Origin of the sequence: Paludibacter jiangxiensis, assembly GCF_001618385.1 — a bacterium.
Taxonomy (GTDB): Bacteria; Bacteroidota; Bacteroidia; order Bacteroidales; family Paludibacteraceae; genus Microbacter; species Microbacter jiangxiensis.
This window is the reverse complement of the sequence record NZ_BDCR01000004.1, coordinates 410,962-425,445: the sequence shown is the minus strand read 5'-3', so window position 1 is coordinate 425,445 and position 14,484 is coordinate 410,962. Positions and strand designations below refer to the sequence as shown.

The window sequence follows — 14,484 nt, the reverse complement described above, 5'->3', positions numbered from 1 at the left end:
TCACATTTCAAAAATCGAAGAGATGAAAACAAATTCTACTAAAAATTGGATGAAAGTGGCCGGCCTTACGCTTGCCATTGGAACTTTTGCTTTTACGGCAAACGCTCAGAACACAACCACAGCTGTTGCTAACCTCGGAGTTGTTAAGAATAGTGATGTGGCAGGAACAGCTGTAAAAGCTAATGGAACTATTCGCCTGATTGACAATAAAGGAACTATCAAGTACTTACAAGTTCAAAATGGTATCACAGCCATTACTAATACATCTGACGATAAAACTGGGGTTACTACCACATGGCAGTTAGGTGGTACATTGACTGATAATACTTATATCACTACAGATGGCAAGGTTTTTGGTTTGGATGGAATTAGTTTTGCTACGGGAAGTGCGGCCACAGCAGGTATTCCAACACACACATCAACCGATCCCTCAGCTTCAACAGCAGGTTGGACATTATTAGTTCGTGACGAAGCTACCGGTGCTGTTCAAAAACTTTTGTTTACTGATCTTGTTAAAGGTGGAAAATATAACGATAAAGTTAGTGATGCTTCAAAAAACTTTACTTACTCGGGTGATGCATCAATTCCAGCAAGTATTGAGAAAATTTCTGTATATAGAAATGGTGTTAAATTGTTGGCTGGAGTTGACTATACACTTGGTGCATCTGCACCTTATGATGTTATTGTTAAGAATTCAAGTGTTAATGCTGGAGAAGACTATGCATTGTATGTCGGTGATAGAATAGAAATCCAGTGGGTTAAATAATATTTTTCAGATATTTCTTAAGAGGCAAGGCATCTACCTTGCCTCTTAATTGCTTTTTCCGTTTTAGTTTATATACAATCAAAAAATAAGGTATTGGTCAACATGCTTTCTTCTTCTAAAATCCGGATATTTTTTCTTTTGGCGGTGATGCTTACACTGGGTGTATGTGCACAAACCGTGCGCGTGATCGACAATAAAGGCACGATACAAAATATCGATCAATCGAAATGGAAGCAAGTGGGCAACGACATATACAACAAAAACACTACAGGCAATGTAGGCATCGGCACTACTGCGCCAAAAGCTACACTTCACAATGCCGGCTCTACTATTTTGGGATCGACAGATATAACAGACCTATCAAGCGGTAAGATTGGAACGTCCACTGTAGATGCTTTTTCTGGCGCTGTCGTAAAAACAAGTACAGGAGGAACCCTCTCTCTCGACCCCCCAACCGACAATACTCCGGGTAGAATTTTTCAGGTATCCAATAGCAACACTTCCGTACAGTCAATTACAGTGGGAGGTGTTATTATTGCACCAGGGAGTTCAACCCTTTTTCGTTGGGATGGTTCAAAATGGAATACGCTGACAGCCACTAATCAGTCTATTATTTGGACAGGTAGCGGAGATGTTACTGGAACTGCGTCTGGAACTTCTTCTTTAAATCCAGCATTGACTGTCACAAAAATTAATGGTTCTCCACTGGGAACTACAACAGTTGCTACAACTGGGCAAGTTCTTGGTTACAACGGCACAAACTGGTCTCCAGTTAGTCCGTCTACGTATGCCTGGTTGTTAACCGGGAATAGCTTGACGAACCCGGGTACAGGAACAGGACAAAATTATTTGGGAACTACAGATCAAAAAGATTTGGTTTTTGGCACGAATGGAAAGGAAAAAATGAGATTGTTTTCATTCGATACAAATGAAGCTTTGGGCTTGGGGGTTACAACTGTTCCAGGAGGCATATCAGCATGGTCAGGAGCTTCTTTGTTCTTGGGAAATACTGGTAATATAGTAAGTAGTACCGGATTGGATGTTATTATTGATGCAGATAAAACCTCAACGAACTCAGAATTCAGGATTCGTGCAAATGGAGACTGGGATCCTGATGCGATCGATTTAGTAAAAGTAGTAGAAACTGGGAATGTGGGAATCGGCATTGGAAATACCACAAATCCGAGTAATAGGCTGCATGTAAAATCGGCTTCTAATCCTTTGCGACTAGAGGGTTTACAAACGGGTGCTACTACTGACCAGCTGTTAAGTGTAGATGGCACAGGAGTTGTTCGGCAGCAAGCAATATCTTCCATAGGGTCAATCTCATTATCTACTGGGACTACAGGAGCGGCGCCATCATGGAGTACATCGCCAGTTTCATTGGGTGGAAGTACTACGTTAAATATTCCGATGGCAAATACTTCTTCTAGCGTAACAGGAGGGTTGATTAGTAATACTGAGTGGAATACCTTTAATGGTAAGCAGCCCGCACTAAGCGGAACTGGATATGTTAAGCAATCGGGAACTACAACAAACTATATATCGTCAATACCGAATGTAGATTTAGCTAATTCTTCAATAACGATTAATGGCAATAGTGTTGCACTCGGTGGATCAACAACAATAACAGCCGTAACTCCTAATGCTTTGACGGCTGGAGCCGGACTTCAATTGAACATAGGAACAACTTATGATGGAAGTGCTGCCAAAACTATTTCTCTGTCCTCGGCAACTTCAACAACATTGGGTGGAGTACAATTAGCTGGCGATTTAGGGGGTACTGCAGCTTCACCAGTTGTAAAAGGAATACAGGGGAAATCTGTACCAACTCTTTCAAATGGATTTTTAAAGTATAACAGTGGAACATCAACATGGGGTTTTGATGCTAATACATATCTGACAAGTGCCTATTACCAGACTGTACAATCCAATGGCACAGGACTGACGCAAAGAAGCACCTTGAATTTCGGTTCGGAATTTACAGTGGCAGACAACACACCTAATACTCGTACTGATGTTTCCATCAACAATATTGGTTGGTCAAAAATAACGGGAGCCCCATTGTTCATCACATTAGGCTCATTAAGTGCAACCGCTCCATTGAGCTATAATAATACATCGGGAATATTTTCTATTAGCCAGGCAACTACTTCTACTGACGGATATTTGAACAGTGCAGACTGGAATAAATTTAATAGCAAAGAACCCGCAATAACAAATGGGACAACATCCCAATACTGGAGCGGTGATAAAACCTGGAAAACGCTTAATACATCAGTCGTTCCAGAGGGTACAAATTTGTATTATACTGATGCCAGAGCGCGATCAGCTATTTCGCTTACAACAACCGGTACAGGTGGAGTTGCTACATACAATAGCACAACAGGGGAATTGAATATCCCTAATGCAGGTGGAGGAATTACTTCTTTGAATGGGTTAACCGGGCTTACTCAAACTTTTGCAACTGGAACAACAGGTACAGACTTTAACATCACATCAAGCGGAACAGTTCATACATTCAATATTCCAGATGCATCAGCATCGGCAAGAGGATTAGTAACCACAACCGCACAAACTTTTTCAGGTGATAAAACATTTAATGCCGACATCACTATCTTTGGCAAAGGCGAAGGCGGCACACCTACGAATACCGTTATTCGAGGTGCACAGGCAGGAGCAAGCAACACGCCCGGTGCCGACATGTACATTCAGGCAAGTAACGGAGCCGGTGCAGGTGGTTCGGGTAATATTATTTTTCAAACAGGTGTAGCAAGCACCGGAAGTATCATTCGTGTAAATAATTTAATAACAGATCAATATTGCAACGGTAATTCTCAAACTTACACTTATACGGGTTATCCTATTTCCTCATCTCTGAATAACACAGTTTTAGTAGTTGCTTTGGTTTATTCCTATAATTATAGTTCGGCTTCGTCTGTTACATGGTTTGGTCAAAATCTAACAAAATTCCAAACCGTAGGTTCAGGAAATACGAGGATTGAAATGTGGACTTTAGCTGCTCCAACTCCAGGCACACATGATATTGTTGTTACCCAACCCGATAACAGTGGCGTTTGTATAGGTTTTTCAGCTTTCGTTTTATCCAATGTACAAACATTAAATACGCCATTAACTGCTGCTACGGGCTACTATAGTTCTGCTCTTTTGTATCCGGCATCATCTACAGGGCAAATTGTAATGGATTTCATTGGGACATCAGGCACTCCAACAGCTTCTTATGGACAAACTATATTATCATCGTTACAAGCCGGCTCAAGTTACTATGGTACAATAGGATATAAAAAAGCAACAACAGGGACAACCACCAATATGGGTTATTCTTTTACTGCAAGTAATTATGCCTATATGGCATTTGCCATTACTCCTGCTACAACTAGCACCACCGTCTCGCCTTCATTATTATCAGATGCCCTAACCATTACTTCCGTCGGCAATACCGTATTAGCATCGGGCAAAACACTTACACTTACAGGTTCTACTTCGGGAACGGCAACAGTATCGGCAGCAGCCTCAACATCAACCTATTCATTAGTAATGCCTGCTGCTCAAGCCACAGCAAGCGGGCAACTTTTGGCAAACGATGGTTCGGGAAATTTAAGTTGGGCAAGTCCGTCGGATTTGCCAAACATATACAATTCCAATGGTGCTCTGAATAATACACGTACTGTTACAATGAATACGAACCCGATTACATGGAATAGTACAGGAACTACCGGAAATATCTTTTCAATAGCAGGAAATAGTTTGACAAGTGGTACAGGATTGTCTGTTTCCGCTTCTACCAATACTTCCACAAACGGATTACTCAATGTGGTAAATAGCGCAACTTATTCATCTTCAGCTACAGGAAAAGTAGCTACCATACAGGCAAACAGCACTACCGGCAGTGGGGTAACAGTTTTAGCCAACGGCAATGTAGGGGTAGGATTGAGCACTTCATCTACCCCAGCAAGTGATCCTACATTTACCAAGCCGGGTAATACAGGCGCTTCCATTCCAACTCTTGGCGTGGATGGCACCGTAAACGCAACAAATTATACTTCGCCGGTACAAGGAACTTTTACTACTGCTGGTGCTAAGGGGACTTCGTCTACAGGGAATTCTCTAACATGGGACTTAAGTAAAGGATCTTCTGCTTCATGGACTTTAGATGCCGGAACAAATACACTGACAATATCTAACGTAAAAGCAGGAATGTATGGTGTAATTATTGTGAAAAATGCAGGGAATAGCACTTTGGGCTTTGCCTCAGGAACTACTAATAAAGTAATCAATGGAGGCAATGGAGTCCCTTATCTTACTCAATCAGCTGGCGCATTCGATATTCTTTCTTTCTTCTATGACGGTAGCACTTTCTGGTGGACAATCGGCAATAACTATAACTAATTAAATGACCATGAGAACGAAATTAGTTGTTTTATTGTTGGGTGTTTGTCTGCTATCGAATGCTCAACCTCCGATACAGAAATTCTGGGCGCTGAACCAACCGCATTATATTTACATGAATGGAAGTTCAGGATGGCAGATTAATAACAATGGAAACGTAGCACCTTCTATTGTCAATCGCGTACTGACATTAACAACGAGTGAGCTTTCTCAAGCAAGCTCTGCTTTTTACAAGCTTAAAATGGGAATGAGAAGAAATTTTACTGCGACATTTACTTATACGCCATCTGATTTTTCGTATATCTGTACAAGCTGGTATGGTTGGGGCGGTTGTAAGACCTATAATTATAATCCCGCTGATGGAATCTGTTTTGTAATACAAAATGCGACGACCACATCTCTTGGCCTTCATGCTAATAATTTAGGCTATCAAGGTATTTCACCAAGCATTGCTATTGCTATCAACATATATGGAACTAATGGAATTAAATTTCTTACCAATGGAGTGATAACCACTCCTTATGATCCGGTAAGTCCTGTTAATTTGGCTAGTGGTAATCCCATAATCTTTACTATTACTTACAATTACAGTGCGAAAACGTTAACTGTAAAAATGGATGAACAATCAACTACAAATACAACAACTAAATACTTTTCTGTGGATATACCAAGTGTATTAGGTTCTCCGTTGGGCTGGGTTGGTTTTACAGGGGCTACAGGTGGATATTGGTCCACTCAGACTGTTAGTAATTTTGTTTTTAGATAAGCCCTAACAGGATAATGATAAACTGCTTATACATCAACCAAGATCACAGAATCCTTCATATTTCTTTTTGTTACCTGAAGGATTACTTTAATCAAAAGAAGCGTAAGGTGATTATATTGTTTTTACTATTGTTCTTTTGCATTTTTACTTCTCACGCCCAAACTACCGGATCTATTTATATTGACGATACCTATACTGTGGCCGCTGGCAGCACCACGCAATGGTATGGCAACGTGGTGTTGGGGCCCAATGCCCGCGTGTATATCGAAGATGGCGAAAAACTTCTCTTTTACGGCGATACGCTGAAGATATTCCCCGGTGCGCGCATATATGGTTCCAATACTGCCTGGACTATACAAAATCATGGTACTGGTACCGGAACTTTCGTGTTCAAGCAACCCAACCCCAATACCGGAACCATCACGCAACAGATACTGGATGGCGGTAACGGCGGCAATCCTGCCAACAGTTTGCAAAACACCATCACGTCTATGGAGATCAACAACCCCAAAGGGGTACTACTGCTCAACACCGATGCCCGTGTGGGGACCTCCATCACGTTTACCACCGGTCATCTCTTTTTGAACACCCGGGATATGGTGCTTACCAGCATTGCCAATCTTTTGGGCTATGATGCCGATAAATATGTGGTTACGGCATCATCGGGTCACTTGGTAAAGGAAAATTATACAGGCGCGTTTATATTCCCTGTAGGATATGCGGTGAACGACTATACTCCTGCCACCGTGTCACCGGCCACGGCCAATACGATGCACGTCAATGTCAATTCGTATGCGGCTTCAGCACCAGACGAATCGGACCTTGCAGGTATTGCCCGCACGTGGAATATTTACGGCAACACAACGGCTTCGGCCACTATCAGCCTTCAACATAACTCGAAAACAAACATGCTGGGATTTTCGTCAGCGGCCAATTACATAACGCGTTACGGAAAAGCGCCAAACAACACGGGGTACTATCCAAGTACGGATGACTGGCAATTTAATTATCAGGAATCCAGCTTGGTGGGTAGCGTTCCGGGATCGGAAGTATTAAGTCTTAAGTTTGATAGCCTTGCTACACTTTCAACCCAGAGGGAAGCTAATTATACGAAAGCCAGTAATAACAACAAAGGTGCGATTGCATTGCTGAAACAGGCAAAAGTAGTAGATGCAAACCATAATGGTATTGAGGGCGATGCAGGTGACCAGGTTCATTATACGTTCACCATTGCAAATACCGGAAAATACAAGCTCACCAATATTCATATAGTGGATCCTAAAGTTGCGGTTGTGGGAACACCTATAGATAGTTTAGCTCCGGGTGCAACCGATTATACCACTTTTACAGCCGATTATAAAATTACAAAGGCTGATGTGGATACCGGTTACGTGGTAAATTTGGCCCAGGTAGCTGCAATAGATATTTTTGGAAAACTTGTAACTGACTACTCCGATCCAAAATCGCTTACGGAAGATAAGCCAACCATTATTTATACGGCAGATTCAAATCAACAGGTGTTGAGTGTAACCAAAACGGCTACTACACCTAAATTTGACGGAAAAACGAAGTTTAGCTGGAAGTACACCATTACGCTGAAAAATACAATGCCTGTTTCATCAAAAGACACACTAGCCAACATTCAGGTAAATGATGATCTGACAAAAGTATTCACCCACGGTGAAACCTTCGAAGTGCAGAGTGTTGTTGCCAGCGGAGCTCTTGTTGCCAACAGTTTGTATGACGGGAATAGTGATATTGCAACATTACTGGCATCCAAATGTCGCTTAGCTCCGCAACAAACCGATTCCATCGTTATTTCTTTACGAATAGATTCACACTGGTATTCAGGAAAGGTTTATAACCAGGCTACAACGGAAGGTAGTTCTAAGTTAATGGGTAACATTACGGATGTTTTGTCGAACGACCCGCACAACACAGAAGACGGATTCGTTGCTCCTAAACCGACAATAACGAATGTTCCTGTAGCAGCTCTTATTATACCTGATGGATTCTCTCCAAATAATGACACATTTAATGACACATTTGAAATTATACATGCGCCTCACTTGCGTCTGAAATTTGAGGTATTCAATCGGAATGGTGATTTGGTTTACAAGAGCAATGATTATAAAAATGAGTGGGATGGTAAAGGTACCGGCAACTTCCTCGGGAAGAATCTACCCGACGGAACTTATTACTATATCCTCGAAACGACTGACACAAAGACCAACGCCGTTGAACATTACACGGGATATCTGACATTAAGGAGATAATCGAAATCTATTAAGACATTAAGATTATTGAGAAGATTCCTTCATGCTTCTTAATGCCTCAATGATTTTGTTTAAACTGGAATAGGGGCGTTAGCCCTGTTGTCTTGGTAATACACCAGCGACTCCCAAAAAAGCGAGGGGCGTAGCTCTAACGTTGTACAAACAAAAAACCATTAAGAAACCAAGGCTGTTGAGTTGTTCTCTTTAGACCTTTTTATTTCTTAATGGTTCTGTTCGTATGTTGTGAATGGATATTGCTACTTCACCTTGGTGCCCGATGTTCCGTCTATAGCATCAGCTTTAGTGATAATCACCTGACTAACCCCGGCATCAATTGCTTCGAAAGCATTCTCCAGTTTGGGAATCATTCCACCCTGAATCACTCCGTCGGCAACATATTGCGCAAAAGCCTCTTTGTCTATTTCTGCAATCACGCTGTCGTCATCGTGCTCGTCGCGCAAAACGCCTTTCTTTTCAAAGCAATAGACCAACGTTAAGTCGAAAAATTTAGCCAGCGCTTTGGCTGCTTCTCCGGCAATGGTGTCTGCATTGGTATTGAGGAGATGCCCCTGTTTGTCGTGCGTAAGCGGAGCCAATACCGGTACAATGTCTTTTGAAATCAGATCGGCCAGCAAACCGGCATTCACCGACTTTACATCACCCACAAAGCCGTAATCCACTTCGCCCACCGGACGTTTGGCTGAAAGCATATAGTTCATATCGGCACCTGTCAGTCCGAGCGCGTTGATCTCCATTGCCTGCAACTGTGCCACAATGTTTTTGTTGACCAAACCGCCGTAGACCATAGTCACCACTTTTAGCGTTTCGGCATCGGTCACACGCCTGCCATTGACCATTACGCTCTCAATGCCCAGTTTGGCTGCAATAGCGGTCGCCGAGCGTCCTCCGCCGTGAACTAACACCTTATGACCCTCGATAGCTGCAAAATCGCTCAAAAGTTGTTTAAGTGAAGTTTCTTCTTCTACTATTTTTCCGCCAACTTTTACAATTGTCAGTTTTTCCATCGATTTACAGGTTTTCAAGCATGCGTTTCAAAACTACCTGCGCCGAAATCTCACGGTTGGCAGCTTCCGGAATCACTATCGATTGCGGACTTTCAATTACATCATCGGTCACAATCATGTTGCGACGCACCGGCAGGCAGTGCATAAAGTAAGCGTTGTTAGTCAACGCCATCTTTTCTGTACTTACCGTCCACGAACGATCTTTGCTCAATATTTGCCCATAGTTAGGATCCGTATAAGCGGCCCAGTTTTTGGCATAAACAAAGTCGGCACCAGCCAATGCTTTATCCTGATTGTATTCCACACGAGCACCACGAACAAATTTTTCATCCAGTTCGTAACCGTGCGGGTGCGTAATCACAAAATCCACATCTGCGTCATTCATAAAGTCGGCAAATGAATTAGGAACGGCCTGAGGCAAAGCCTTAGGGTGGGGTGCCCAAGTCAGAACAACCTTCGGACGTTTGGCTTTTTTATACTCCTCAATGGTAATCAAATCGGCAAAAGCCTGCAGAGGGTGCCCTGTAGCCGCTTCCATGCTAAAAACGGGACGACCGGAATATTTTATAAACTGGTTGATAATGGTTTCGTTATAGTCGTATTCTTTGCTTTCAAACTGTGCGAACGAACGTACGCCTATAATATCGCAATAGCATCCCATAACAGGAATAGCTTCGAGCAGATGTTCGGTTTTATCACCATCCATAATAACACCCCGTTCAGTTTCGAGTTTCCATGCGCCCTGATTGACATCCAGCACAATAGTGTTCATCCCAAGGTTCATTCCGGCTTTTTGGGTGCTCAGGCGCGTACGCAAGCTCGAATTGAAAAATACCATCAACAGCGTTTTATTCTCGCCCAGATGTTTATATGCGTAACGGTTTTTCTTTATCTCAAGCGCTTCGGCAACCGCAGCTTTCAGGTCACCCAAATCTTTTACGTTCGTGTAAGTCTTCATAATCAGTGTTTAAGTGTGTAATCGTTGCAATATACCTTTTGTCAACGCTTCAAAAATTCAACGTATCAACGTTTTTCGTATACCGTGGTTACCCAGTTATTTTTTTCTTCAAATTTTATAAAAGTCAGTCCATTTTCCGTAGCTTCAGCTTCAATAGCAGGCATATCAGTCTTGTAAAATCCGCTCATTAGTAGTAAGCCTCCTGAAGAAAGACAAGCTGCGTAATGTTTCATATCATTGAGAAGAATATTACGATTTATGTTGGCAAGGATAATATCGAACTTGCGTCCGGAAAGCAATTCAGCACCGCCTTTGGCTATTTCTATATCAGGATAACCATTCAGACGTATATTCTCAACTGTATTATCGTAAGCCCATTCGTCAATATCAATAGCTGTAATTGGTTGTGCTCCTTTCATGGCAGCCAGAATCGCTAGTACTCCCGTTCCGCACCCCATGTCAAGGAGCGATTTGCCGGCTAGATTCATCTTTATCAATTCACCGATAATAAGGCTTGTCGTCTCATGATGACCAGTACCGAATGACATTTTAGGATCAATCAAAATATCGTATTTCGCTTTGGGCACATCTGTGTGAAATGAGCTGTGAATCACACAATCATCGCCAATCACGATAGGAGAAAAATAGTGCTTTTCCCACTCTTCATTCCAGTTCTTATCCTTTATCAGCTCGAAGGTATATTCAACTTCAATATCACAAGGTAAAGTTTCTTTCCAGTTTTTTAGGTCTTTTTCATCAAATAACGATGCAGCACAATAGGCTTTCATTCCGTCATTTGTATAGACAAAGCTCTCATATCCGATTTCAGCGAGTGTTGCAGATACTATATCGTTCTCAAAACCTCGCGAATTGTTAAGAGATAATGTGAGTTCAATGTAATCCATCAGTGTTTGGTTTATTTTCGTTAAAATACAAGCGAAATGTATTATTCACAGGGCTTTTGGTATAACTTTGCCCATAATAAAAAAGTATACAAACTTAGATAATAATTCTGAGACCGAAAACGTTCTATATTGAAATCTTTTCCAAAAAATTAAACCGGAAGATTACAATTCTGTCTAATATAAAAAGGTAAAAATTCACCCTTAAAGAAAAGGAGATATAATCATGAAAGCAAAAGTGTTTTTCGTAGCCGCCCTGATGTCGCTTCCGGCATTTGTGTTCGGGCAAGATCTTTACGATGACCTTTATTATAAACCCGGAAAAGACAAACCATTGCAGACACAACAGGCAAAACCTGTAGTTCAAAATGCTGAATCTTCTGCTCCAAACAACGATCAATACAAAATTGAATCGACAAGAGTGGGAGGAAAAGATATTGTTGTGGTAAGGAATATGAATGGCGATACCGTTTATTATTCCGGAGATAACCAGGAACCGGTTATAGACAGCTCTAAAGTCGGAATTGCTAATGGCGAATATGCAAACAGGATCAAACGTTTCCATAATCCTGATGGTACTATTATCATCAACGATGGTGACGAAAACGGTGCATATCCTCTCGATAACGTAAACTGGACTGTAAATGTTTATGACAATTTTGGCTGGGGATGGCCTTACGGCGGATATCGCCATTATCAATACGGCGAGTATATGGGTTATAGTGGATACTGGAATAACTGGTATTCTCCGTGGTATTCCAGCTGGTATGATCCTTACTGGGATTGGAGCTTCGGTTGGAGTTCTGGCTTTGGTTGGGATTATCCATATTACGGTGGATATTACAGCTGGGGATATCCTTATTATGGATGGGGCGGTTATCCATACTCCTACGGATATGGAGGTTGGTATGGTGGCAATTGGGGACGCTCTGTTCCATATAACTATACTGCTGACAGCAGAAGACAGGCTGCAACAGGAACTGCTCGCAGTTCAATGACCGGCTCGCGCTTTGCTTCTTCTACTACAGGATCAAGAAGCAGTCGTAGTTCATTCAGTTCTTCAACCTCGGGCACACGTAGCAATACAATCGGTACAAGAGGCAGCAATCAGAACACTACATTTTGGAATAATTTCCTTTCAAATAGAGGCTATAATGTAAACAGCGGTAGCCGTGCTGCTGGCACAACCAGTGCTACTGTTAGCGGAGGCAGTCGTTCAATGGGTAGCAGTGTCACCAGTGCTCCTTCTTATAATTCACGAGGAAATTATTCCAGTGGAGCAGGCAGTCGTCGCAGCTCTGAAACTGTATCAGTTCCATCATCTGGCTATTCTACCCGCAACAATAGCGAATCAAGAAGCTCATCCAGCAATAGTAGCAACTACGACAATAGTAGCAGAAGATCTTCATCTTCTGACTATAACAGTAGTTCGTCCAGTTACTCGTCGGGCAGCAGATCAAGCTACTCTTCAGGAAGTAGTGGAAGTTATTCAGGTGGTGGTTCGCGTAGCAGTAGTAGCGGAGGTGGCCGTCGTTAACCGATCGCCTAAAGTAGAAACGAATGTAAAATAGATATCATTATTAAAACAAATATATTATGATAAAAAAGAGTTTGCTTTCATTAGGTTTGTTACTAGGCTTTGTTGCCGTCATTCATGCTCAAGATGAATTTGATGCACTTAAAGCTTCGCAAACACAATTAAAAGGAACTGCACGTTACATGGGTATGGGTGGCGCCTTTACGGCTCTGGGAGGTGATGCCTCTGCAATTTCACTCAATCCTGCAGGTTTAGGAGTATATAGGAGTTCGGAGTTAACCGCGACTCTGAATATGATGAATAATTCTTCAAATTCTACATGGAAAGGTGTAACTAACAGCGACAATAATATCTTTGCGCATTTCAATAACTTGTCTATAGTTGCAACAATTCCTGGTACCGATCAGTATAGTTCTGCCCTGAGCTTTACGTTTGACCGCCTAAAGTCTTTTAACAGGAATGGGGTAGTTTCTGGTGCTAACCAGCTTTCATCTTTGACCGATAATATAGCTTATCGTACAGGTGGAATTCCCGAATCAGCTCTTCAATCGTCCAATGATCCATTCAACAATACAAGTATTCCATGGATCTCAGTATTGGGATATGAAGGGTACCTGATTAATCCGAGTTCGAGTGGAACGAATCAGTGGACAACATTGTTAGGTACTACAGAAACAGTTCGTCCGTCTTATAGCTATTCTGAGAGAGGATATATTGACCAATACAGCATTGGTTACGCTGGAAATATTTCCAATATCGTTTATTTGGGTGCTTCTATCGGATGGCAAAGTCTGAACTATTCACTGATAAGCAACTATGGAGAAACTTTTGGTTCCGGAGGAAGTATGAATCTCAGAAATGAAATCTATACTACAGGATCAGGATTTGACGTAAAATTAGGCGTTATTGTGCGCCCGGTAGATTTCCTGCGTTTAGGTTTTGCATATCATACCCCAATGTTTTATAACATGACGGATAATTATTACGCATCGTTAAATTACGACACAGAACGGAAAGGTACAATATCGACTCCGGATGAAGGCGGTTACAGTAAGTATAAAGTTCAAACGCCGTCTTACTATACTTTTGGTTTAGCTGCTGTATTAGGTAAAAAAGGAATTCTAAGCTTTGATTACCAGTATCAGGATTTTACCACTATGAAATTAAAAAATCAGGATGGAGACAGTCAGTCGTTTGAATTTGAAAACGAAGGTGTAAAAGCAAATATGAAATCGGTAAGCAGTTTTAAAGTTGGAGGAGAATTCCGTGCAACTGATAATATAGCATTACGTTTAGGATACAACTATATTTCTCCGGCAACTAAACCTGATGCCTACAGAGTTTTAGCAAACAACTCAGTACGTACCGACAGCGAATATTTTCTGGATGTAAATACCCAGAACTTTACGGCAGGTATCGGGTTCCGCTATAACAACTGGAACTTCGACCTTGCATATGTGTTGAGTAATCAGAAACAGGACTTTTACCCATATGACGATATCAATTTAGCTCCGGCAAGATTGACTACGCATAATAGCAATTTAGCCTTTACCATTGGCTTGCGCTATTAATTTTCTGTAGAATAATTTACAAGGGGCCTGTGTTTCGATTAGAAATGCAGGCTTTTTTATTGAACGCTAATATTTTCAGCAGAGATTATTTGCAATTAGAACAAAATGACGTAACTTTGCATCGTCAAAATAGTGGATAGATTTGATTGCTTGCAACCACGGAAAAAAATGCTAAAACGTGATTCTTTCTCGTTAATGCAGTGCTACTTAAGCATTGCCTTTTTATCCCAACCAAATTTTATTCATAGCATGACAAGGCGTGAAACGATTTCA

At 41.7% G+C, this 14,484-nt stretch carries 9 protein-coding genes; 6 read left to right on the top strand and 3 right to left on the bottom strand.

Annotated elements, in window-relative coordinates; all coding sequences use genetic code 11:
• Positions 1-22: 22 nt before the first annotated feature.
• From PJIAN_RS11905 to PJIAN_RS11890, 4 genes are all read left to right on the top strand, one after another.
• The gene (locus PJIAN_RS11905; RefSeq protein ID WP_068705324.1) at positions 23-766 is read left to right on the top strand and encodes a hypothetical protein; all 744 of its coding nucleotides are present in this window, start codon (positions 23-25) and stop codon (positions 764-766) included.
• Positions 767-868: 102 nt separating this feature from the next.
• Positions 869-5,176 (top strand): beta strand repeat-containing protein, encoded by a 4,308-nt coding sequence (locus PJIAN_RS11900; protein WP_068705322.1) that lies wholly within the window; start codon positions 869-871, stop codon positions 5,174-5,176.
• 10 nt (positions 5,177-5,186) lie between these two features.
• On the top strand, positions 5,187-5,942 hold the full coding sequence (locus tag PJIAN_RS11895; protein ID WP_172795611.1) for an L-type lectin-domain containing protein: 756 nt from the start codon (positions 5,187-5,189) through the stop codon (positions 5,940-5,942).
• Between the two features lie 107 nt (positions 5,943-6,049).
• Complete coding sequence (locus tag PJIAN_RS11890) at positions 6,050-8,218, top strand: T9SS type B sorting domain-containing protein (protein WP_172795610.1); 2,169 nt, start codon at positions 6,050-6,052, stop codon at positions 8,216-8,218.
• Positions 8,219-8,475: 257 nt separating this feature from the next.
• On the opposite strand, the gene argB is transcribed toward PJIAN_RS11890, so the two are convergent.
• The 3 genes from argB to prmA form a co-directional block, all read right to left on the bottom strand.
• On the bottom strand, positions 8,476-9,243 hold the full coding sequence (gene argB, locus PJIAN_RS11885; RefSeq protein ID WP_068705317.1) for an acetylglutamate kinase: 768 nt from the start codon (positions 9,241-9,243) through the stop codon (positions 8,476-8,478).
• 4 nt (positions 9,244-9,247) lie between these two features.
• Positions 9,248-10,201, bottom strand: coding sequence for an N-acetylornithine carbamoyltransferase (locus tag PJIAN_RS11880; protein WP_068705316.1), 954 nt, complete (start codon positions 10,199-10,201; stop codon positions 9,248-9,250).
• 65 nt (positions 10,202-10,266) lie between these two features.
• Positions 10,267-11,106 carry a 50S ribosomal protein L11 methyltransferase gene (gene prmA / locus PJIAN_RS11875; protein WP_068705315.1) on the bottom strand — a complete coding sequence of 280 codons (840 nt, stop codon included), beginning with the start codon at positions 11,104-11,106 and terminating at the stop codon, positions 10,267-10,269.
• 223 nt (positions 11,107-11,329) lie between these two features.
• Between prmA and PJIAN_RS11870 the strand changes: the two genes are divergently transcribed.
• Together PJIAN_RS11870 and PJIAN_RS11865 are read left to right on the top strand one after the other, a co-directional pair.
• Positions 11,330-12,640, top strand: coding sequence for a hypothetical protein (locus PJIAN_RS11870; protein WP_068705314.1), 1,311 nt, complete (start codon positions 11,330-11,332; stop codon positions 12,638-12,640).
• Between the two features lie 59 nt (positions 12,641-12,699).
• Positions 12,700-14,211 carry an OmpP1/FadL family transporter gene (locus PJIAN_RS11865; RefSeq protein ID WP_068705313.1) on the top strand — a complete coding sequence of 504 codons (1,512 nt, stop codon included), beginning with the start codon at positions 12,700-12,702 and terminating at the stop codon, positions 14,209-14,211.
• Positions 14,212-14,484: the final 273 nt, after the last annotated feature.